Here is a 20,609-nt window from a genome sequence, read left to right as displayed (position 1 = left end):
GAGGAGGGGCTTGGTGTTACCCTCAAAAGTGAGACAGTGAATCTAGTATAATGACATCAAAGTATGATTACTGGAGGATCTGTTATGGCTAAGAAGTACAACCAAGATTTCAAAGACATGCTCATCGAACTACACGCTGCCGGCAAAGGACCAGGCGAATTAAGTAAAGACTACGACGTTCCCATCGCAACTTTGGGCAAATGGTTCACTGAGCATAAACAAGCATCGACCAAGGATCCTTCAAGTGCAGAATATGCGAAGATGCGAGCCGAATACCTTCAAATGAAGCAGGAGAATGAGATCCTAAAAAAAGCCTTGGGCATCTTCGCGAAACAAAGCAAGTGACGAACCGCGATTTGTATGCCTTTATTGAAACTCACGACTTCCCGATCGTCACAGCCACCGATGCTTTATCCGTACCACGAGGTTCTTATTATCGCTACTGCAATCACGAAGAAACGCCAACCGAGAAGCGTCGGGAAGAAATACGAGCACAACTACACGTCGCCTATAAAGCCGCAAAAGGCCGATACGGCGCACCCAAGCTCACCTTTATGATCAACCAACAACGGGAGGACCACGTTGGTCAAAAATTGATCCAAAAGCTCATGCGTGAAGAAGGATTGCGTTCGATCACTCGCCGAAAATATCGCGCAGCACCAGCAGCAAATCCAGTAGCTGAGCGGAACAACCTATTGGCACAAGACTTTAGTACAACAGCTATCAATCAGAAATGGGCCGGTGATATTACTTACGTTCAAACGGCGAAAGATGGTTGGACTTATTTATGTACCTTCATGGACTTGTTTTCACGCCGTATCGTCGGTTTTGCGTACGGCCGCGATATGACCGAAACCTTAGTTATTAAAGCATTTAGTAACGCATTGATTGATCGTAACGTCTTTGAAGGATTGACCGTACACACAGATCTTGGCAGTCAGTTTACCGGCGTTGCCTTCGAAGAAATCCTGATTTCTGTCGGCGCTAAGCACTCGTATAGTCGTAAAGCAACGCCGTACGATAATGCAATCATCGAGTCATTTCATGCCTCATTCAAAAAAGAGGAACATTACGTTTTCCCAGAGAATTACCGCACTTTTGAACAAGCACGAACAAACATCTTCGAATATATCGAGAAGTGGTATAACCGCACTCGGATCCATTCTGGACTAGAAATGATGAGTCCAGTTCAATATGAAATAACTCACTGGCATGGTCATGCGCTGAATTGTAACGCCTGACTATAAACTCGGAACACACAAATCAAATAGATTCACTGTCTCGAAACTTGACTTAAATCCATAGCATACTTCTTTGTACATGACTTGGATACAACGGACTCGGATGGCACCACGCGCGGCGTGCAACGCGAAAGCCGCAAGCGTGAGTGCCAGCGGTCGGCGATAGCCGACCGCTATACCCCCAGTACTCTAACAGGGGGGTACTAAATAAAACAAAATTGCCCGAACACAGGGTAGAAACATTGATGCACCGGCAATTTTGAGTGAAAAGTGAAAATGTGGATGGCACACCCAATCCATCATTTCGTCAGAATATGAAATCTTGAGGTGTCGCCAAACTCGCATTGTAACAGGGGTTCAGCGGATACTCATCCGGCACACCAGTTCATCATTTATAAAAAAGCGGTGAAACGTGGATAGCAGGATAGTCCTACATTCGACGCTTCACCGTCTTCGTTATCAACTACTTGGCTAGGTGCGCGTACAGCGTAAAGAGCTTCGCCACACTGTCGCCTTCGGTTGTGGTCGCTACGTCCATACCGTATGCGCGCATAACTGCGCGATCGTTGTTCTGGTGCGCCTTACGCAACTCACTCGGCATCGTCCGCTCATCATATAGATCAGCGTAGGAGCTATCTGGGTAAAGCGCACGTGCGTCCAATATCTGTTGAGCAGTTTCAGCAATCTTCGCTTGTTGGTCAGCGGTAACGTGAGGCCACGGGAAGTTATTGTAAACAACCTTAGCTGAATAGCGGTAATCACTCTTGAGCCGCCCCGCAACGGTGCGCATCCATGCCATATGAACATTGGACGTCAGTACACCGAACTCGTACAAGTTGGCATCAGGTACAACGAAGACCAAATCACTTGCTAAGTTATCTGGTGTCATGTAGCCGATCGGAATATAGCGGCGCTTCTCTGAACTAACCTTGGGAATTACGAGAAAGTTGGTTGTCGGCATGTTCTCAAAGTGGAATCGGGTTGGCTTGTCAGCAAGTTTTCGAGTAGCCGCACGAGTACTAGCTAACCTAAATTCCTGCACACGTTCGATGCGTTCCAGCACATGAGGCATTTTGCGCAATTCGCTGGGAGTTGCATCACCCACCCATAAGCAATAGCGCGGTTTTCGATTGATAAACTCCCTCGAGCCATACCACGGTTTGAAGAATCGCTTAGACTCAGGCTCTGCTTTTATGAAGCTCTCCATTTCATCTTTTTCAAATAAATAGTTGCCGCCATCAATGGGTAAATTTCCAATGCTAATTGGCGGTACGCTACATAATGGCTTAGATCTGTTTTTTACAAATGCGTCTTGCGCATCAACCAAGTATGGGTTGATGTGAGTAACAATCTCGGGTTGTCCGCTACTTGAATAGACTACCTTCCTCCCGGTTGCAGTCTTACTGAAACCAATAATTACGCAAAATACTGATGCCTTTTCCTTCGCTTCGCTTGTCCATTTGAACGTACGATACGCAAAATCAATGTGTACACCGTAGCGTTCAAGCATTGGTTTCCAAAGTATCTCTACCTGTTCGCCTTGAGTAATAGAGTTTGTGGAGACAAAGGCAGTGAGAATACTGTGCCCTTGCATGATCTGTGCGGCTTTCAGATACCAACCAGCTACATAATCTAAGCTACCGATACCGTCAATTTGGGAATCCACCTGAAGAAGATCCTCCTTTTGCACTTTGCTCATCAGCCGCGCACCATTGAAAGGCGGATTGCCAATGATGTAGTTGAGTTGGTTCGCTGGCACCAGTTCCGACCAGCTGAACCGTAAGGCATTGCCTTCGGTGATGTTGGTGTAGGTTTTCAGCGGCAAGAAGTCAATATTAGTGTAAACAATGGACTTGGTCTCTTCCATCATCTGCGATTCAGCAATCCACAGCGCCGTCTTCCCGACTGAAACAGCGAAGTCGTTGATCTCGAAGCCGTAGAACTGCTGGATTGAGACCTTGATGATCTGCTTTTCCAACGCCAGCATATTCTGGTCGCCGTAAATCAACCGAATAGCATCGTTTTCCAGCTTGCGTAACGACAAATAGGTTTCAGTCAAGAAGTTCCCCGAACCACAGGCTGGATCGAGGAAGGTCAGCCCCGCGAGTTTATCCTGAAATGCCGCTGCACGTCGCTTGACCGTCGCCGGTTGCTTGAGCTTCTTGATGTCTTCAAGCTCAGTCCGCAACTCATTTAGGAACAGTGGGTCAATCAGCTTGTGGATGTTCTCAATGGACGTGTAATGCATCCCACCTTGGCGCCGGGTCTCAGGATTCAAGGTACTTTCAAACACCGCACCGAAAATAGTAGGACTGATTTGCGACCAGTCAAAATCCGCACTGGCGTGTTCAAGCAAGAGCGTCCGCAACTCGTCAGTAAACTGCGGAATCTCAATGTCTTCATCGGCAAACATGCCACCATTCACATAAGGAAATTCGGCTAGTTTCTCATCAAGGTAGGGATCGCGCTTACCAATCGGTGTATCGAGCACTCGAAACAGGTCAATCACCGCGTTACGCAAAAAACGCGTATCGAAGTCGGCTAAATAATCATGGAACATCCCGTGCCGACCGAAGATGCCGGCATCTTCGGCGTACAAACAGAACACCAGTCGCACCGATAGCTGGTTGATTGCGCGTTGGGTGTCATCAGAGTTCGGATCGCGGTATTGCTTAAGCAACTCGTCATAGATTTGTCCGACCAGTTCGCCTGCCTGCATGGAAACTTGCATTTCTTTTTCAAGATGCGGGTTCGCTTGGTCAACCAAGAAGTCTAAGCGGTAGCATTCTTCTGGCAAGTCGGTCAGAGCGATGACAGCAGGATCGCCACCTGGACGTTCCATATCATAGACATAGAACTCGGTGAAGTTACAGGTAATGATCCAGCGGGGACGCTGTGAGTACGGTAGATTCATCGCATAACGTTGCGCTTGTTGAAATGGCGTGAGGAAGGTGCCGTCGGACTGTTTGATGCCTTTGCGTAAGTCCTTGATGCGACCTTTTTGCTCGATCATCACATTAGTTGCGGTAATATAGCCATCGATAAAACTAGTGTGGTCAAGGTGGACTTGATCTTCAAAACTGATATATTCTCCGGGCTGATCGATGCCATATACGTTCTCCAACAAGTCCAGCCAGAACGTTTGACTATCCTGTCGTTCGTTACCACGATCTTGCCACCGCTCAACAAACGCACTGGCGGCTTTCCGTTGCTCATCTGGTCTTAACATAGCGTTACTCCTCGTTCATTAAGTTAGCGCGCAACTCGGCTTCAATTTTCCGCATACTTTCTGTGGAGTAATTGTCATTGAGCCATTCGGCAACCCGGCGCAAGTCATCAATGCGTGGCGTATACAGATCAATGATACGCTGAATTGTTGCCCGCTCGTCTGCATCGTCACCCGCGTCATGAGCTTTATCAGCCTGTGCAAATAGCTGTTGGATCTCGGTCATGTGTTTAGTCAGTGCCACAAAGGAATCGGCCTGCTGGTCAATAACCTGTGCATTCACGGCTTGAAGTTTATTAGTATCCAGCATGAGATCATTAGGTGTGACCCCAAAGATCGTACAAATATTCATCAGGCTGTCTGTTGAGGGGCTAAACACTCCCCGTTCAATCTTAGAAACAGTTTGCTCAATCGTCTCGAGTTTTTCTGCAAATTGCTTTTGGGTGTAGCCATTAGCTTTGCGCAGTCGGCGAATATTTTGGCCGATAATCTGTCCCGTTGTGAGCTTTAACTGAACACCAGTGATGGGTTGACGCTTCTTTTTCATGGTATTTCTGTCTGAATCGATTGCCATGTTGGCACCTCTTTCGTTGTGGTACGTGGGGTTTGTCGATAATGTAACTCTTTATGGAATATTTAAGCATATTTAATGTTTGATGTAAAGCTAATAAATGTTTACAACTAACAGCGCGGATGGTACACTAAGTTTAAATCCAAAGTGTTTGTTTTACGCTAATGGATGTTAGTTCTTTGAAAATAGAATAGCACCATCAAGATAAGACCACAACACAATTAGGAGGTGAGCGAATGGCCTTACCGGCACAGTCGCCGCTGTTTATCAGTCGCCAAGACTTGGTAGAGCACGGGTTCAGCGATTACGAGGCGGCACAGTTACTGCGAATGGCTAAGGCCAATCTCGTTGAACAAGGACTGAACTATTATGCAATTCGGGGCAGGCGTCGCGTCCCTGCCCACGCAATCGAAGCAATTCTTGGATGTCCATTATTTGAAGCACAGAGAGACACGCTCCCAAGGTCAAACAAAGGAGCGTACTAAAAATGACTAAAGAAAGTGACCTGATCAAGAAAGCACCAGACGGCACATATGGATTTCGAGCCAGCCTTGGCTTTGACAAGCGGACGGGCAAGCGCCGCCAGAAGCGTTGTTCTGGTTTCAAAACCAAAACGCTCGCAAAGGAAGCCTATCGAAAGCTGGTTGCCCAATTTGAGGACGAGCAGTTCAATTCACCGATTACGTTCAAGGAGTTCTGTGACAAGTACTTCTTCCCGTGGTACAAATTCACGGTGCAAGAGCAGACCTATGAACATCGTAAAGGCATGGTAGAGCGTTCGTTCAATCAGTTTGATTCAATGAAACTTAGCAAAATCACAGCCTTTGACGTTCAGAAATGGCAACTTGGCTATCTCGAAGACCATGCCAATGGAACAACGCGGGTTGCGCATACCATGTTGGGTAAAATATTCGAGCGCGCCATCTTAATGAGTTTGATGAAGGAGAACCCGGCTAAGATTGTCGGTAACGTCAAGCGTAGCCAAGATGAAGTCGAGTTCTGGACTAAGGATCAATTTCAAAAGGTGATTGAGCAAACCAGCAAGGATACCTACACGCACCGATTTGATTTCATCATTCTATGGTTCTTGTTTATGACCGGCATGCGTTCCGGTGAAGCGAAAGCATTAACCTGGACAGACGTTGATCTAAAGGCTGGCACAATCGACATCAACAAGTCGCTGCTCTACAAGTCTGTCAACAACTACAAGCTCGGCAAGACCAAGAACCGACAAAGCATGCGAGTCATCAGTATTGATAAGCAAACGATTGATTACTTGGAAGAGTGGTACGAAGATCAGCGATTGATGACCCGCTCGGAGTTTGTTCTATCCCAAGACGGTGCGCCGCTAAACAGCACCTACATCAATGATATTGTCCATGACTACGGTGAGTTGGCTAAAGTGCCGACTGTGACTGCCCACGCATTGCGGCACTCGCACGCCTCACTGCTAATCAGTCTTGGGGAGAATCCGTTAGTGATTCGAGATCGCCTTGGGCACAAGGATGTGCGGACGACTTTAGAGATTTACGGTCACCTCTACCCCAAGAGTGACATTGAGGCTTCTAAACGACTGGAAGGATTGGTCACAGTGCTATCAGAATGAAAATCTTTCAGAGTGTGCCGAGTGTGTGCCATAATAAAACAAAAAGCCGACAAATCAGCGTTTGTCAGCTTAAAAATGTTTCATGTGAAACCAGCTTGCATTCGGCCCCGGCTGCGCGCATAATATCGTTCGTGCACGAACTATTCAAGGAGGCCACGATGCCAGATCTCGGCTACACGCTCATCACCCTGACGAAGCAACTCAAGACGGCGCTCAACCGGGCGCTCGCCGACCACGACGTCACTGTCACCCAGTGGGCGCTGGTCGCCGGCCTGCACCGGCACAGTCCGCAAACGGCAGCCGAGCTGGTGCAAGCGCTAGACATCGACAAACCCACGGTCTCAGACGTCGTGCGACGCCTAAGCGCCAAGGGCCTGATCACCAGCCGCCCGAAGCCTGGCGACCGCCGCGCAAAGCTGCTGGCCCTGACGCCAGCCGGTGAAGCGGCCTATGGCACCTGCGCGGCGATCGCAGACCAGGTGGTCGAGACATTTCTGACCCCGCTGTCACTCAGTCAACGTGAGCAGCTCACCGCGCTGCTTGCCAGTCTAGAAGGAGCCCCTCATGACTAAGATCCTCGTTCTCGGCAGCACCGGTAACATCGGCTGGCCGCTCGTCCAGCTACTCACCCAGACCCCTGAGGTCTCGGTCGTCGCCGGGGTGCATCAGCACGTCCCCGCGGCGATGCAGGCGCTTGGTGTCGCCACCGTCCCGTTTGATTTTCTCACGCCGACGACCTTCGATACGGCGCTCGCCGGGGTCGACAAGCTCTTCTTCGTGCGCCCGCCGCAGCTCGCCGACCCCGCGCACGACATGCTGCCCTTCCTGACTGCCGCCAAGCAGCACGGCGTCAAGCAGGTCGTCTTCGTCTCGCTGATGGGCGTCGAACACAACCCGATGGTGCCACACCGCAAGATCGAGCAGCTGATCCAGCAACTCGACTTGCCGTACACGTTCCTGCGCCCGAGCTTCTTCATGCAGAACCTGACCACCACTCACGGCGAGGACCTGTTCCAGCGCCACGACCTCTTCATCCCCGCCGGGCGGGCGCGCACCAGCTTCATCGACAGCCGTGACATCGCCGAAGCGGCCGCCGTCGCGCTACAAGACGACCGCTACCGCGGCCAGGCGTTGACGCTGACCGGCCCCGAAGCGCTAACCTACACTCAAGCCGCCGCCATTCTGACCGAAGTCGCCGGGCAGCCGATCACCTACAGCCACCCCGGGCTCCTGCGGTTCCGCCGCACGATGCGCCAGCGCGGCCTGGCTGCAGACTTCGTCAACGTGATGGTGATGCTCTACGTCATCACCCGCCTAGGCAACGCCAAGGCCGTGACCGCGACGCTCCCGCAGGTGCTCGGCCACCCGGCCCGCACGTTCACCCAGTTCGCCCGCGAGTGCTGCGCGCCCCGTCTGCGCGCCGGGCAGTGAGCACGTTCGCGCGATCTGTGCTAAAATCTCCCTATCTAAGCGTGGACAGAAAGGACGATACCATGACTCAAACGATCCGGATCGCGTACCTCTATGAGGACCTGATGAACACTTACGGCGACAGCGGTGATGTCAAGATCCTGCGCTACTGGCTCGAGCAAGAAGGCTACACCGTCACCGTCGACAATGTCAGCTTGGCCGCCGACTTCGACGCGATGCAGTATGATTTTGTCTTCTTCGGCGGTGGGCAGGACTACGAGCAGACCGTCGTTGCGAAGGACCTGCCGCGCTTCAAGGACACCCTGAGTACCTACATCGAGGCCGGTAAGCCGATGCTCGCGATCTGCGGCGGCTACCAGCTGCTCGGCAGTTACTACAAGACGGCCTCCGGCACGGTCATCCCCGGTCTGGGTATCCTGCCCCTGCATACGGTGTTCAAGGCCGACAGCCGCATGATCGGCGATACCGAGTTCGAGACCGAATTCGGCACCGTGCGCGCCTTCGAGAACCACAGCGGTCGCACGTACTTCGACGACGCCGACAAGCTCAAGCCGCTGGGCCGGATGATCCAGGGCTATGGCAACAACCCTGACGATGGCGTCGAGGGCATGCGCTACAAGAACACCTTCGGCAGCTACGCCCACGGACCGATCCTGCGCAACGCCAACATCGCCAAGGGTATCGCGCAGCTGATCATCGCCTACCACCGCGACACCGTCAACGCCTAACTCAGATACGCCACTAGCCCTCGCCATTGCGGCGAGGGCTTTTTGGGGCGCTCGCCCCGCTGGTCAAGCCACATCAATCCGATGGCCAGCGCGAACGCCCCTGGCCATGTGAGATCATCTAAGGAAAAAAATGCGAGAAAACATGCTTTACGATACCAATCGCTTCCAGTTGCGCGGCGACTTTGTCGCCCGAATGGCCGAGGTGATCGCGGCCAACCAAACAGCCCGCCCGGGCGGCGTCGTCTTTATCGGGGATTCGCTCACGCAGTTCATGGACCTGAAGAAGTTTTTTCCTGAATATCCGTCGGCCTATAACTGCGGCCTCGCCGGGACCACCTCCGACATGCTCCTGCACTTCATCGACCAAGGCGTGCTGAAATGCCGCCCCAGCACCGTGTTCTTGATGGTCGGGACCAACGACCTCGGCAACACGACGATGGCCTCCCCGTGACAGATCGCATTGAACGTTAAGGAGATCGTCGAGATCATCCACCTGAACCTGCCGAACTGCCGCATCAACCTCTTGAGCTGTATCCCTTGCGTGGAATCCCTGCAGGGCTATCAGGCCAAAGGCAACTCGCTTCGCAGCAACGCGACACTGCGGATGGTGTTCGCCGAATATCAGCGGATGATCCCGTACACGTATGTGCATCTGATCAACATGTTCGACGCGTTGCTGGACCGGGCCGGTCAGGTCGATCCAGCTGATTTCAAAGACGGGCTACACGTGAACGATCAGGGGTACGCCAAGCTGGTGACCTACGTCAAGACCCGGCTCTAGTGATGCTGACGGGGCCGTCGACTTGTTTTGAATGACAAGTCGGCGGCCCCGCTTTTTGAGTTCCGCACCCCGCCAACCAGCGGTCAAGGCCCACAAAAAAGACCCGCGCATGCGCGAGTCCACATTGTGCTTCTTAATCCGCCTCGATCAAGTCGCCCGCAGTCGGGCCGGCGTCGAGCTTGTAGATCCGGTGAACGTTGATCACCACCGCAGCGATCGCCGGTGGCAGGTGGCGCGCCTCGGCAAAGGCCACCGCGTCCGCGAAGATCTGGTCATCGACGTGGAACTCGACCGTCCCTTCGAAGCGGAAGCCCTTCAAGTGAGGCCGATCGACGACCGCCACGGCGACCTTGCCGCTGGCCTGCAGGTTCGCCCACGCTTGCTTGCCGGTCTCTTCGTTGTAGATCAGGCGGTGCGCATCCAGCACCCGCATGGTCCCCTTGGGGCCGACTTGCGGATTGCCCTGGGCATCCGCGGTCGCCAGGAAGTTGAGTTGGTTGGCGACCATCGCTTGCATCTCATCTGTCAATGTTGCCACAAGAATCAGATCCTTTCTTCGTCTCATCTCTTACATTCTATCAAAAAGTAAGTAAGAAAGCGACCCTAACGTTTGGTCCACCACAACGCGATGATCAACGCCAGGTCGATCCCTGCCACCACGCCGAGCAGGCCCACGCCCCAGACATTGGGTAGCGGCTGCCGCAATAGCCAGGCGCAGCCTGCCCCCAGTCCAGCGAGAAGCACCAACAGGCCGGCGGTCCACCAGATCCGTTTGGTCATCATATGCATTCCCCCTTAAGCGACCAAAGGCGCCTGAGTCAGGCGTCTTTGGTCGGTCATAGATGCGCTAAGATCGTGTATCGCTCGGCTGGCTGCGCGCCAGCATCCGGCTCGACCGCCGCGGCTTCGTAGAACACCGCAAACTTGCCGTTAGCGTCCGAAGCGACGACCAGTCCTTCAGTCGCCGCGTGTTGGACCTTGAAGATCTCGGCGCTACGGCGAGCCGCCTGATAGTCGAACTCGTTGGCGATCGCGTCGCCAGGATTGAAAAAGATGGTGTTGTCCATGTTCTCGCTCCCTTCTGGGGCGCTAAGCGTCCCCGTGCACTTCCTTGAGTTTGGCCATGACCTGCTTGGTGAACTGGGCGAAGGCAGGCATATCCGCGTCTGTCGCGTTCTGCTCGATCTTGACCGTCGTCGCGCCGCGGACAGCCCCGCTTGCGCGCAGTGCAGCCGTGAAGAGGTCTGGCGCCGTGTTGTAGTCCTCACCGTAGAACGGATCGCCGGTCCCAACGACCCCAAATACCAGCGGGCCGGCGCTGAAGTCAACGCTTTGCAGATCACCAAAGAAGTCCTCGGCCTCCTCTGGGATCGTCCCGCCGGACCACGTGTAGGTCGACAGGATGATCGCATCGTAGTCGTTCAGCGTCGCGGCATCCGTCTGTTGCATCGTGCCGACAGTGACCGTCGCCCCGACGTGGTCGAAGAACTGTTCCAAGATCCGGGCCATGCCTTTGGCGTTGCCCGTGATGGATGCGTACAAAATCAAGACTTTCATTGCGTTCACCTTCCTCCCTCAATTATACCCGCTCCACCGGCGTTGTAAAAGCTTTCAAGCCCACGCAGACAACCAACTCAGCCCCACGACGAAGCCCCGGTCACCGCGAAACGGTGACCGGGGCTTCACGCATCATGCGTCAGTCTGCGTACTGGAAGTGCGTCAGCGGCGCGTGCTTGACGTCTTCGATCGTCTTGGTGCCCGCCAGCTGCATCGTGATCTCAAGCTCGTGATTCAGGGCCTCGAACACACTCTGGACCCCTTCTGCACCGCCAAGCGCCAAGCCGTAAAGCACTGGCCGGCCGATCGCCACGAGGTCAGCCCCGCTGGCTAGCGCCTTGAAAACATGGCTCCCGCGCCGGATCCCGGAGTCGAAGATGATCGGGACCCGGTGGTTGACCGCCTTGGCGATCGCCGGCAGGACGTCGAAGGACGCCGGGCCACCGTTGAGCTGACGCCCACCGTGGTTCGAGACATAGAGGCCAGCCGCCCCGGCACCGATCGCGCGCATGGCGTCTTCTGGTGATTGGATGCCTTTGACGATCACCGGTAGGTCCGTGTATTCGGCGATCCGCCGCACGTCATCCGGGCCGATCTTCTGGGCCGCTGCTGCGTAGATCTCACCGATCCCCTTGCCTGCGCCGTCGCCTTCGGAGAACTTCTGCAGGTTCGCCATTGGGATCGGGAACTGGAAGTCGTTGATGATGTCCTGCTCACGGTAGCCGTCGACCGTCGCGTCAACGGTCAGGAGGATCGCTTTGACCCCCGCCTTCTTGGCTTCATCCAGCAGACTGTAATTGAAGGCCCAGTCCTTGCTCATATACAACTGGAAGAATTGCGGTGCCCCGGCGCCGGCCGCCGCTGTGTCGGCGATCGACGTGGAGCTGTACGTGCTCTGGCTCATCAGCGCCCCGACGGCGGCCACACCCTTAGCGGTATCCGTCTCACCCTTGGCGTGGGCTAGGCCCTGCGCAGCCACCGGTGCCATCATGATCGGCGTCTTGAGGTCTAAGCCGAAGACCGTCGTCGCGGTGCTCGGTGCCTCGATGTCCGACAGCGCCTTGGGCACGATCTGGGCGTGCGTGAACGCCTTCGTGTTCTGACGTAGCGTCCAATCATCCTCGGCCCCACCGACAATGTAGCCGAAGCCGCCGGTCGGGATGATCGCCTTAGCCTTGGCCTCTAAGCTCGGCAGGTTGAGGATCGCCAACCGCTGCTCGTTATCGCTCTGTTCGTACCCATTCACTGTTGTCATGATAGAACCTCCCATATCTGCTTGTTCGCTGTTATGGGATAAGCATAGCACTTACGAAAAAGAAGTAAAGCAAAACCACTCACTTTTGGTCAGTTAAACGGCGACGACCTTGTCGACGCCCAGAATGTAATGCACCGCTTCGGCAAGCTGGCGCTCGGAGAAGAAGCGGATGTCCTTACGCGAACCGAGGTTATCGATCTCAATGACGGGCTCGAAGCCGCCAAAGTCGCGCAGTTCACGCCGCAACCAAGCGTCCCAGACGGCAGTCACCAACCCGGCATCGTTCGCCAAGTTGCGCCGAATGATCACGTTCTTGTTCTCGAAGCGCCGAACGCGCAGCGGGGTGGCCTGCTGCTGGGCCAATTCGTTCAGATAGGCAAAGTCCATCGTCCACACACCCTTTCTGGTCGTGATGCGACACCTTCCTACTGTTATTATACAAACAAACGTTTGCTTACGCAAGTTTAGTGACGCGTTTTTTTCGGTCCCCTTCCACGTGCCCGCCGAGAGTTTCCCTGCGCTTTTGGGCCAAAGTTCGGTATACTAAGGGGGAAGCAAATCGAGGAGGTTCATTACAGTGAGTGAAAAAGAGCAAGTGAGCGAATTCTCGCGTGAGATCATCGCGTTCCAGCGTAAGAACAATCTGACCGATACCGAAATGGCGCTCAACAGTCACGTGTCCGTCGAACACATCCACAACATCAAGGCGATGCGCGAGGCTCCGGATCCAACCATCATCGCGAGTCTCTGCGACTACATGGAGCACAAACCCACCGGTAAATAAGGGGTTGTGCCAGCACGCTGGTGGCACGACTAGTCCAGAGCGTTGCGTTATGGCACAGTCCCAATAAGCCGACACCAAAAAGAGCTGAGCGCATGCGCTCAGCTCTTTTTGGTGTCGGCGCCGGCCGAAGCGCTCAGTTGCGATCCAGCGGCAGGACCTTGACCACGGTCTCGTTCGGCACGCGGATCAAGTCGAAGCGCCCTGCGCTATGGCCGACGTGCATCCCCAGCCCGTTCAGCCACGTCGGCTTGTAGGTGCTGGTGAACACCGCGACCCACGCGCGCTCGGCGGTGCGGTCGAGGTCAGCCAGTTTTTGGACGTCCCAAGGGTAACCGCTAGCCTTGATGGACAGTGGGCCGGTGCTGGTCGACAGGTCCGCGTTGCGACTGGTCACCTGATTCTTCGCGCCGGCGGTCCAATACGTGTAATAGCGCGTCGGCGTCTTGCCGTTACCAGACTCGACCGTCACGTAATACGACTGGCTCGCGTCTGGTTGAATGATCAGCTTGTCATAGCGATACGCGACCGAGACCGCCGCGCGGTCCGTGTAGTCGACGGGCCGCAGCCAGGTGACCCAGACCATCCCGTACGCGGCAGCGACCAGCACGAGCAGCTCCAGAACGTCGATCAAGACCGTCCGCCACGCGCGGGCCTGCTGGTGGCGCACCAGCATTCGTAAGTGCCGGCTACGGATGTTGACGATCACGAAGATCAGGTAGGCGAGCAGGCCCGCCCAGGCGATGATGCCGATCAGGTTCCACATAACAGTTGTCCTCCAGTTCGATTCATGGGTCGGGCCAGGGCTAGTTGCGCTTGGCGTCGCACTGCGTGACCGCCGCCTGGCCGAGTAGGTTCAAGTAATGCCACGGCTTATCGTAGTGCGGATTGAACAGCATGTCGACATACGCCAGTTCGTCGATCGTGTTGCGGTTCTGGATCATCACCGACAGCAAGTTGGCAGACTGGGTGATGTCGTAAGCACTGAACAGCTGCGCCCCGAGGATCTGCCGAGTGTCCCGGTCGTACACCAGGCGCATGGTGATCGGTGCGGTCGTCGGCATGAACTCTGGGCGGTAGTTCTCGACCACGGTCACCGCGTCGACGTTCAGCCCATACTTGCGCGCCCGTGCCGCCGTGATGCCGGTGCACGCCAACGTCTTGTCGTACAAGCGCAAGGCACTGGTCGCCTGCGTGCCCATGTAGCGCACGCGGTTGCCCAGCACGTTGATCCCCGCCAGCTTGCCCTGACGCACTGCATTGGTCGCCAGCGGCGTGTACGCATCGGTACCGGTCGGGTTAAAATGCACGGCGACCGCATCCCCTGCGGCGTAAATATCCGGGTCGCTGGTCTGCATGTAGTCGTTCACGTGGATCGAGTGGTCGGTGTTCATCATCACCTGATCGTCGAGTAGCTCCGTCATCGGCTGAAATCCGACGCAGACCACGGCGATGTCGGCGGTGCGTTCGGCCACATCGGTGCGGATGTAGACACGCTCGGCGTCGCTTTCGAACTTCAGCGCCGTCTCGTTGAGCCGCGTCACCACCCCGTGTTGCGCCAGCTCCGCGGCGACCTGGTCGCTGATCTCGCTATCGACGTAATGACTGAGCAAGCCGTGCACCCCGTTGATCAGGAGCACCGACTTGCCGGTGTGGCTGAAGGCCTCGGTCAGTTCAACGCCGATGTATCCCCCGCCGACGATCGCGATCGTCTTGGCGTCGGCGGCAGCCAGCTTGATGGCCGTCGCGTCATCCGCGTTTTTGCACATCAGCACCCGCGGCTGGCTGACCCCTTGGATCGGCGGGACGACCGGGTAGCTGCCCGTCGCCATGATCAGCTTGTCGTAAGCTTCGGTGTATGTGTGCCCGTCGGCCATGTCCTGCACACTGATCAGGTGCGCGGCAGCGTCGATCGACAGCACATCATGGCGCAGGTGCACGTGCACATTCGGCCCCAGCCGCTCAAGTTCCTCGGCGTCCGCGTAGAACATGGATTCTAGCCGTTCGACCAGGCCCTCCAGGTATAAGGCGATGCCGCAGGACAAAAACGAGATGTCCGCGCGGCGCTCATAGACCTCGACCTGCGTCTCCGGCTGCTCGGTAAGGATCTGGCGGACCGCCGCTGTCCCGGCGTGTGTGCATCCCACAACTGCGATTTTCATGGTCGCCACCCTTTCGCTTCTTCTTTAAGTACGTTAACAAGTCTCTGCTTACTATTATCGCACGAATAAAACCAAAGCAAAAGCCATCTCACTTCGGAACTCGCGCGAAGCAAGGTATAATCAAAGTGGCCCACCATCGTGGCCTGACAAGGAGGGAACCCTTATGCGAATCGCCCTGATCGGTGCCGGTCCCCGCGGCCTGCTCGTCTTGGAGCGGCTGATCGCCTGGCACCGCGAGCAACCGTTGACCCCATTGACCATCACCTTATTCGACCCTTATCCGATCGGCGGGCGCGTCTGGCGCCGCGATCAGCCGGCCCAGCTCGTCACGAACACCATCGCCCAGCACCTGACCCTGTTTTACGATCAGACCGTCGCCGACCCGGGGCCACTGTGGCCCGGACCCGACATGGCACAATGGGCGCAGGGACCAGCCGCCGAGTACTTACGCGAGACCGATGCCCCGGCTGCCCTGCAAGCGGCCGCCGCGGCGCTTGGACCCAACGACTTTCCCCCACGCGCCTTGTTCGGGGAATACCAACGCTGGACCTTCACCGAATTGCAGCGGCGCGCCGCCGCGAACGTGACGATCACCCACCGCCGCACACTGGTCAGCGCCGTCACCCCACAGGCGACGGGATTCACCGTGACGGCCGAGCGCCCCGCACACTACGACGCCGTGGTCATGGCGCTGGGAACCAGCCCCAACACCCCGACCCGGGAGCAAAACGATCTGTTGCGCTTCGCCGATACCCATGCGGCGCTGTACTGGCCGCCGAGTTTTCCCGCTGAAGGGGACCTGGAGACGCTCACGGCAGACGACGTTGTGATCCTGCGCGGACTGGGCCTGAGCTTCTTCGACTTCATGAGCCGCTTCACCGAAGGCCGCGGCGGCCACTTCACCCGCACCGCCACCGGCTTGACCTACCATCCGAGCGGCCGCGAGCCCCGGCTGGTGGCCGGTTCGCGGCGTGGGCTGCCTTACCATGCCAAGGGCCGCAACCAAAAAGCCCCCGGCGAGCTGACCCCCGCACACTTCCTCACCCCGCCACAGCTCACCCGCTGGGCAACAGCGGGGCCACTGGCCGGGTTGACCTTCTGGCAGGCGCTGCAACACGAAGTCGAGCACACGTATTACAGTAAGGTCTTGGCCGAACGCGTCGACGCCGATGCGTTGGCGCAGTTCCAGGCCGCCCACCTGCGCGACCCGGAGCAGGCAGTAGCTGAACTGACGCTACCGGCGGCCCTTCGTCTCGACTGGGCCAGCCTCTTGACCCCACCGGCCGGGACACCGACCGCCGCGATCAAGGCTTACTTGCGCGCCGATATCGCCGCCGCCCAGGCTGGCACGACCACCGGGCCGCTGACCAGCGCACTGGAAGTCTTGCGCGACCTACGCGACCGCGTCCGCGCCGTGATCGAGCAGGGGCTGCTGTCCGACGAGGAGCTCCTCGACTTCTTCTTTCGCTGGTTCAACGGCACCAATGACTTCCTGTCGATCGGGCCACCGGTGTTTCGCCTCGAACAGCTGCTGGCACTGATCGAGGCGGGGGTGATCACCATCCTGCCCCCGGGCATCGACGTCACCGCGGCACACGGCTACTTCCTGGCGACAGCGCCGGGCGCACCGGTCTACCGCGGGACCGCGCTGATCGAGGCGCGCGTCCCAGCGGCCAACGCCCCCACCGCCCAGAACCCGCTACTGGCCCAGCTGCTGCACGCCGACCTGGCAACGCTGGCGGAACTGCAGTTGCCCGGCGACCGCCGCTTCCAGACCGGTGCGGTCCTAGTCGACCGCCAGACCCAGCAGCTGCTCAACGCTGCGCACCAGCCGCAGGGCAAGCTGTTCTTCTGGGGCGTGCCGACGGAAGGCGTGAACTGGCTGACGACTGCCAGTCCGCGCCCGTTCGTCAATGACGTGAACCTCCGCTTCGCCAACCGCATCGCGCGCCAGTGCCTGGCTTGACCTGACCGGGCACCGGCACCGCGGTCACTGAACGCTTTGGCGCCGGCTGTTACCGGCTGGCCGAAAGCGTTTTTTTGACGTGACAAATTATGTTATGATGAAGGCATCAATATTTTGCCGTAGGAGGCCAGCTGCCATGTTCCCGTATGACAAGTTACGGACGCTGAACGGGCTTGAGTCCGCAGTTTATACCTATATCAACCAGCACCAAGCCATCGTGGAGAAAATGACCATCCGCGAACTGGCAGAAAAAGCCCACGTCAGCACCACCACCATCCTGCGCTTCGCCAACAAGATGGGCTTCGAAGGCTACTCCGAGCTGCGCTACGCGATCAAGCAACACCGCGCGAGCCTCGTGCAGGCCAAGGAAGAGGCCGGCTACGACATCACGGTCCCGATCGCGGAATTCTTCGAGAACGTCAACACCGTCGACTTCGCCAAGCTGATCGACCAGGCGCTGGGCCACATCGCCCCAGCCCCGATGGTCCTGCTGTGCGGCATCGGCACCGGCCAGTCGCTCGCCCAATACGGTGCCCGCTACTGGTCCAACGCGGGCAAGTTCAGCCTGTCGATCACCGACCCGTACTACCCCTTCCCGACCCACAACCCGATCCTCAAGGACACGGTGATGATCGTCTTGTCCGTCTCCGGCGAGAGCCACCAGGTGATCGAGATGGCCAGCCGCGCGCAGCAAAACGGCGTCTACGTGATCGCGGTCACCAACCGCAGTGATTCGACGCTCGCGCACATGAGCGACCTCGTGATCGCCTACTACATGCCAGAGATCAAGCACGGCGACCTAAATCTGACCACCCAGGTCCCGATCGTCTACCTGATCGAGCTGATCGCGCACCGGCTGGCCGAGCAGCCACTTCATAATCAACTTACTGAATGATAAGAAAATTAATAAGAAAACAGCGGAACATGTCACGGGTAGATGACATGTTTTTGTTTTGCATTTTTGTTTTTTTGTATACTTAAATTCTATACTTTTGGACTGCAACCGGTTACACTAAAAATGTGGTCACTGACACCACACGATTCTGGCCAGAATCACCGTTGTCAGCTTGATGTGCCCGGGGGGACACCTCAAGCGCGCTTCAGCGTCAGGCATGGCGTTAGGCGTGTCCAGGCAACTTTATTCGATCATAGTCATGCGCGATCTGCTAATGGGTCCCCACCAATCCGGAACATTTTCTGGACGGCGGCGACGCGCGGCATTCACGCAGCTGGGTCAACTCATATACTATGGGAGGTCAACTATATGCAAGCAATTATGAATTGGCTTGAAAAGTACGTCGTGCCTGTCGCGGCGAAAATCGGCTCAATTCGGTGGTTGGTCGCACTGCGTGACGCGTTCATCGCCACGTTACCGATCACCATGGCCGGCTCTTTAGCCACCTTGTTGAATGCGCTTTTGCAAACGTATCCAACACAGTGGGGCTGGACCGGCTTCGTCAACGCGGTCCAGCCGATCATCGCGATCGACAACACGGTGGGGACAGCATCTCTGACGATCTTCGCGATCTTCTTCGCTGCCATGTGGGGCTACAACCTGTCCACGCAGTATGAAGTCGATGGCGTTGCCGGGACGCTGGTCTCACTGGCCGCATTCTTCATGGGCATCAACGGCACCACCAGCGTCGCGTTGGGCAAGAACCTGTCCAGCAGCGCCGCTAAGGTCCTGACCGATGCCGGGGCTGTGGTCGGTGACAAGTCCGTCACCGTCAACGGCGCCTTCTCAACGGGTAACTTAGGTTCCGCCAGTCTGTTTACTGCCATGATTTTCGGTGCACTGGCCCTCGTTGTTTACATTTTCCTGATGAAGAAAGACATCTGCATCAAGATGCCAGACACCGTTCCACCGGCTGTGTCCAAGGCCTTCACGTCCCTGATCCCAGGGATCGCGGCCCTGTACACCGTCTCGATCGTCAACTGGATCTTCACCAGCGTGACTGGTAAGGTCTTCGGCGACTGGCTGTCCGCCACGATCCAAGCCCCACTGCTGCACGCTGGGCAGTCCGGCTGGATGGTGATCCTGGTTTCCCTGCTCGTTCAGGTCTTCTGGTTCTTCGGGATCCACGGCCCGAACGTGCTCGGTCCCGTTCTGGAATCCATCTGGGGCACGTCCCAGATCCAAAACATCGCGGCATTGCAAGCCGGCGATCCGCTTCCGTTCAAGTGGGTCCGCGGTTCCTTCGATGCTTACGTTTGGTTCGGCGGTTCCGGTGGGACGATCGTCTTACTGCTGGCGATCCTGATCTTCTCCAAGCGTGCCGATGAAAAGACGGTCGCGAAGCTGGCCTTTGCCCCTGGGCTGTTCAACATCAACGAACCTGTGATGTTCGGGCTGCCGATCGTGCTGAACGCCATCTACTTCATCCCGTTCATCGTTGCGCCTGTCCTGAACACGCTGATCGCGTACTTCGTGACGATGGCTGGCTGGGTCAACCCAGTCCAGATCGCGGTCCCATGGATCACACCACCGATCCTCAACGCGTTCATGGCCACGAACTTCGACTTCCGCGCCGCACTGTTGGCCTTGGTCAACATGGTCATCGCCTTCTTCATCTGGCTGCCATTCGTTATGGCGTCCAGCCGGATGCAGGAAGAGGAGCTGGAAGGCTGATCCTGAACGCCTGATGATAAGCCATTGGTTGCGTTTACGCGGGCCGGTGGCTTATTATTATCGGTGAAACCAAATATTGAGACACAAAAGGAGCCAATACCATGATTTTTATCAACGCACCCATCTCTGCTGACAAGATGATCGAGACCCTCGAGGCTTACAACGAAAACGGCGTCACCTTCAAGTTCGTCTCCAAAAACGGCATGAAGCTGCTGTTCGAGACCAACATGGACGACCTTGAAGCCGCCGCTAAGTTGGCCAAAGCCACGATCAAGGCGCAACGCTGGGCGTCTGTTCTCTACTTCCAAGTCGGCGTAGAGGGCTGATATGAAAAAGCAGTCCGGGTCCTGGTCGTCGACCGCCGGATTACTGTTCTTGGCGATCGGCTTCTACATCATCATGCTTTCACCGGCCGGCCCAGGAACGACGAACATCCGTCCAGGCATGCTGACGATCGGCGTCGCCTTCGTCCTCGGCGGCTTCTGGATGATGACTCGCCGCAAGCACAAGCACCACGACACGACTGACGACAGCGACCAGTCGTGACCCACAAAGAGGCTGAGCCATAGAGCGGTTTTAGCCCAGAGTATCAGACAGGCTCCCTGCAAAACCCGAACTTAGGTTTTGTGGGGAGCCTGTCTTATACGGCTTGCTCTGCTCGTTCGAACGTCGTGA

The 20,609-nt window shown here is 56.3% G+C and carries 25 protein-coding genes; 15 read left to right on the top strand and 10 right to left on the bottom strand.

Features of this window, described 5'->3' with window-relative positions; translation table 11 throughout:
• Positions 1 to 84: 84 nt before the first annotated feature.
• Positions 85 to 345 carry a transposase gene (locus HII33_RS12650; protein ID WP_179394255.1) on the top strand — a complete coding sequence of 87 codons (261 nt, stop codon included), beginning with the start codon at positions 85 to 87 and terminating at the stop codon, positions 343 to 345.
• Entirely contained in the window at positions 342 to 1,241 is a 900-nt protein-coding gene (locus tag HII33_RS12645; protein WP_179394254.1) for an IS3 family transposase, read from the top strand. Before HII33_RS12650 ends, HII33_RS12645 begins: the two co-directional genes overlap by 4 nt.
• Positions 1,242 to 1,704: 463 nt before the next feature.
• Here HII33_RS12645 and HII33_RS12640 read toward each other — a convergent pair whose 3' ends face one another.
• On the bottom strand, positions 1,705 to 4,470 hold the full coding sequence (locus HII33_RS12640; protein ID WP_179396181.1) for a class I SAM-dependent DNA methyltransferase: 2,766 nt from the start codon (positions 4,468 to 4,470) through the stop codon (positions 1,705 to 1,707).
• 4 nt (positions 4,471 to 4,474) lie between these two features.
• Positions 4,475 to 5,041, bottom strand: coding sequence for a helix-turn-helix domain-containing protein (locus HII33_RS12635; protein WP_179396180.1), 567 nt, complete (start codon positions 5,039 to 5,041; stop codon positions 4,475 to 4,477).
• 233 nt (positions 5,042 to 5,274) lie between these two features.
• On the opposite strand from HII33_RS12635, the gene HII33_RS14015 reads away from it, so the two are divergent.
• From HII33_RS14015 to HII33_RS13835, 7 genes are all read left to right on the top strand, one after another.
• The gene (locus HII33_RS14015; protein ID WP_179396179.1) at positions 5,275 to 5,523 is read left to right on the top strand and encodes a DUF3173 family protein; all 249 of its coding nucleotides are present in this window, start codon (positions 5,275 to 5,277) and stop codon (positions 5,521 to 5,523) included.
• 2 nt (positions 5,524 to 5,525) lie between these two features.
• Positions 5,526 to 6,644, top strand: a complete 1,119-nt coding sequence (locus HII33_RS12625) for a tyrosine-type recombinase/integrase (protein WP_179396178.1) — start codon at positions 5,526 to 5,528, stop codon at positions 6,642 to 6,644.
• Between the two features lie 158 nt (positions 6,645 to 6,802).
• Positions 6,803 to 7,216: a MarR family winged helix-turn-helix transcriptional regulator gene (locus HII33_RS12620; protein WP_179396177.1), complete on the top strand. Its 414-nt coding sequence runs from the start codon at positions 6,803 to 6,805 to the stop codon at positions 7,214 to 7,216.
• A complete protein-coding gene (locus HII33_RS12615) occupies positions 7,209 to 8,075 on the top strand; it encodes an SDR family oxidoreductase (protein WP_179396176.1) in 867 nt (288 codons plus the stop codon). The genes HII33_RS12620 and HII33_RS12615 overlap by 8 nt, the downstream gene beginning before the upstream one ends.
• Before the next feature lie 62 nt (positions 8,076 to 8,137).
• Positions 8,138 to 8,803 carry a type 1 glutamine amidotransferase gene (locus HII33_RS12610; RefSeq protein WP_179396175.1) on the top strand — a complete coding sequence of 222 codons (666 nt, stop codon included), beginning with the start codon at positions 8,138 to 8,140 and terminating at the stop codon, positions 8,801 to 8,803.
• Positions 8,804 to 8,945: 142 nt separating this feature from the next.
• Entirely contained in the window at positions 8,946 to 9,254 is a 309-nt protein-coding gene (locus HII33_RS13840) for an SGNH/GDSL hydrolase family protein (RefSeq protein ID WP_246287466.1), read from the top strand.
• A gap of 9 nt (positions 9,255 to 9,263) precedes the next feature.
• The gene (locus HII33_RS13835; RefSeq protein WP_246287464.1) at positions 9,264 to 9,584 is read left to right on the top strand and encodes an SGNH/GDSL hydrolase family protein; all 321 of its coding nucleotides are present in this window, start codon (positions 9,264 to 9,266) and stop codon (positions 9,582 to 9,584) included.
• A gap of 133 nt (positions 9,585 to 9,717) precedes the next feature.
• Here the strand turns inward: HII33_RS13835 and HII33_RS12600 are convergent, their stop codons facing one another.
• The 6 genes from HII33_RS12600 to HII33_RS12575 form a co-directional block, all read right to left on the bottom strand.
• Entirely contained in the window at positions 9,718 to 10,122 is a 405-nt protein-coding gene (locus tag HII33_RS12600) for a pyridoxamine 5'-phosphate oxidase family protein (RefSeq protein WP_179396174.1), read from the bottom strand.
• A 65-nt stretch (positions 10,123 to 10,187) separates the two neighbouring features.
• The gene (locus tag HII33_RS12595) at positions 10,188 to 10,367 is read right to left on the bottom strand and encodes a hypothetical protein (protein ID WP_179396173.1); all 180 of its coding nucleotides are present in this window, start codon (positions 10,365 to 10,367) and stop codon (positions 10,188 to 10,190) included.
• Positions 10,368 to 10,420: 53 nt separating this feature from the next.
• Positions 10,421 to 10,651 carry a hypothetical protein gene (locus tag HII33_RS12590; RefSeq protein ID WP_179396172.1) on the bottom strand — a complete coding sequence of 77 codons (231 nt, stop codon included), beginning with the start codon at positions 10,649 to 10,651 and terminating at the stop codon, positions 10,421 to 10,423.
• A gap of 22 nt (positions 10,652 to 10,673) precedes the next feature.
• Positions 10,674 to 11,141 carry a flavodoxin domain-containing protein gene (locus HII33_RS12585; protein ID WP_179396171.1) on the bottom strand — a complete coding sequence of 156 codons (468 nt, stop codon included), beginning with the start codon at positions 11,139 to 11,141 and terminating at the stop codon, positions 10,674 to 10,676.
• A 139-nt stretch (positions 11,142 to 11,280) separates the two neighbouring features.
• Positions 11,281 to 12,396: a lactate oxidase gene (locus HII33_RS12580; RefSeq protein ID WP_179396170.1), complete on the bottom strand. Its 1,116-nt coding sequence runs from the start codon at positions 12,394 to 12,396 to the stop codon at positions 11,281 to 11,283.
• 93 nt (positions 12,397 to 12,489) lie between these two features.
• Positions 12,490 to 12,783, bottom strand: a complete 294-nt coding sequence (locus HII33_RS12575; RefSeq protein ID WP_179396169.1) for a hypothetical protein — start codon at positions 12,781 to 12,783, stop codon at positions 12,490 to 12,492.
• Between the two features lie 190 nt (positions 12,784 to 12,973).
• On the opposite strand from HII33_RS12575, the gene HII33_RS12570 reads away from it, so the two are divergent.
• Positions 12,974 to 13,180, top strand: coding sequence for an LBP_cg2779 family protein (locus HII33_RS12570; RefSeq protein WP_179396168.1), 207 nt, complete (start codon positions 12,974 to 12,976; stop codon positions 13,178 to 13,180).
• 133 nt (positions 13,181 to 13,313) lie between these two features.
• Here HII33_RS12570 and HII33_RS12565 read toward each other — a convergent pair whose 3' ends face one another.
• Both HII33_RS12565 and HII33_RS12560 read right to left on the bottom strand, forming a co-directional pair.
• Complete coding sequence (locus tag HII33_RS12565; protein ID WP_179396167.1) at positions 13,314 to 13,943, bottom strand: LVIS_2131 family protein; 630 nt, start codon at positions 13,941 to 13,943, stop codon at positions 13,314 to 13,316.
• A gap of 40 nt (positions 13,944 to 13,983) precedes the next feature.
• Positions 13,984 to 15,339 carry an FAD-dependent oxidoreductase gene (locus tag HII33_RS12560; RefSeq protein ID WP_179396166.1) on the bottom strand — a complete coding sequence of 452 codons (1,356 nt, stop codon included), beginning with the start codon at positions 15,337 to 15,339 and terminating at the stop codon, positions 13,984 to 13,986.
• A gap of 163 nt (positions 15,340 to 15,502) precedes the next feature.
• Here HII33_RS12560 and HII33_RS12555 point away from each other — a divergent pair, with 163 nt between their 5' ends.
• The 5 genes from HII33_RS12555 to HII33_RS12535 all read left to right on the top strand — a co-directional run bounded on the left by HII33_RS12555 (position 15,503) and on the right by HII33_RS12535 (position 20,480).
• Positions 15,503 to 17,305 (top strand): FAD/NAD(P)-binding protein, encoded by a 1,803-nt coding sequence (locus HII33_RS12555; protein ID WP_179396165.1) that lies wholly within the window; start codon positions 15,503 to 15,505, stop codon positions 17,303 to 17,305.
• Between the two features lie 136 nt (positions 17,306 to 17,441).
• A complete protein-coding gene (locus HII33_RS12550) occupies positions 17,442 to 18,200 on the top strand; it encodes a MurR/RpiR family transcriptional regulator (RefSeq protein WP_179396164.1) in 759 nt (252 codons plus the stop codon).
• 369 nt (positions 18,201 to 18,569) lie between these two features.
• Complete coding sequence (locus HII33_RS12545; RefSeq protein ID WP_179396163.1) at positions 18,570 to 19,934, top strand: PTS sugar transporter subunit IIC; 1,365 nt, start codon at positions 18,570 to 18,572, stop codon at positions 19,932 to 19,934.
• A 101-nt stretch (positions 19,935 to 20,035) separates the two neighbouring features.
• The gene (locus tag HII33_RS12540) at positions 20,036 to 20,260 is read left to right on the top strand and encodes a hypothetical protein (protein ID WP_179396162.1); all 225 of its coding nucleotides are present in this window, start codon (positions 20,036 to 20,038) and stop codon (positions 20,258 to 20,260) included.
• A gap of 1 nt (position 20,261) precedes the next feature.
• The gene (locus HII33_RS12535; RefSeq protein ID WP_179396161.1) at positions 20,262 to 20,480 is read left to right on the top strand and encodes a hypothetical protein; all 219 of its coding nucleotides are present in this window, start codon (positions 20,262 to 20,264) and stop codon (positions 20,478 to 20,480) included.
• Positions 20,481 to 20,609 lie beyond the last annotated feature (129 nt).

Origin of the sequence: Lacticaseibacillus absianus (genome assembly GCF_013407595.1) — a bacterium.
GTDB classification, from domain to species: domain Bacteria; phylum Bacillota; class Bacilli; order Lactobacillales; family Lactobacillaceae; genus Lacticaseibacillus; species Lacticaseibacillus absianus.
This window is presented reverse-complemented; position numbering and strand designations above follow the sequence as displayed.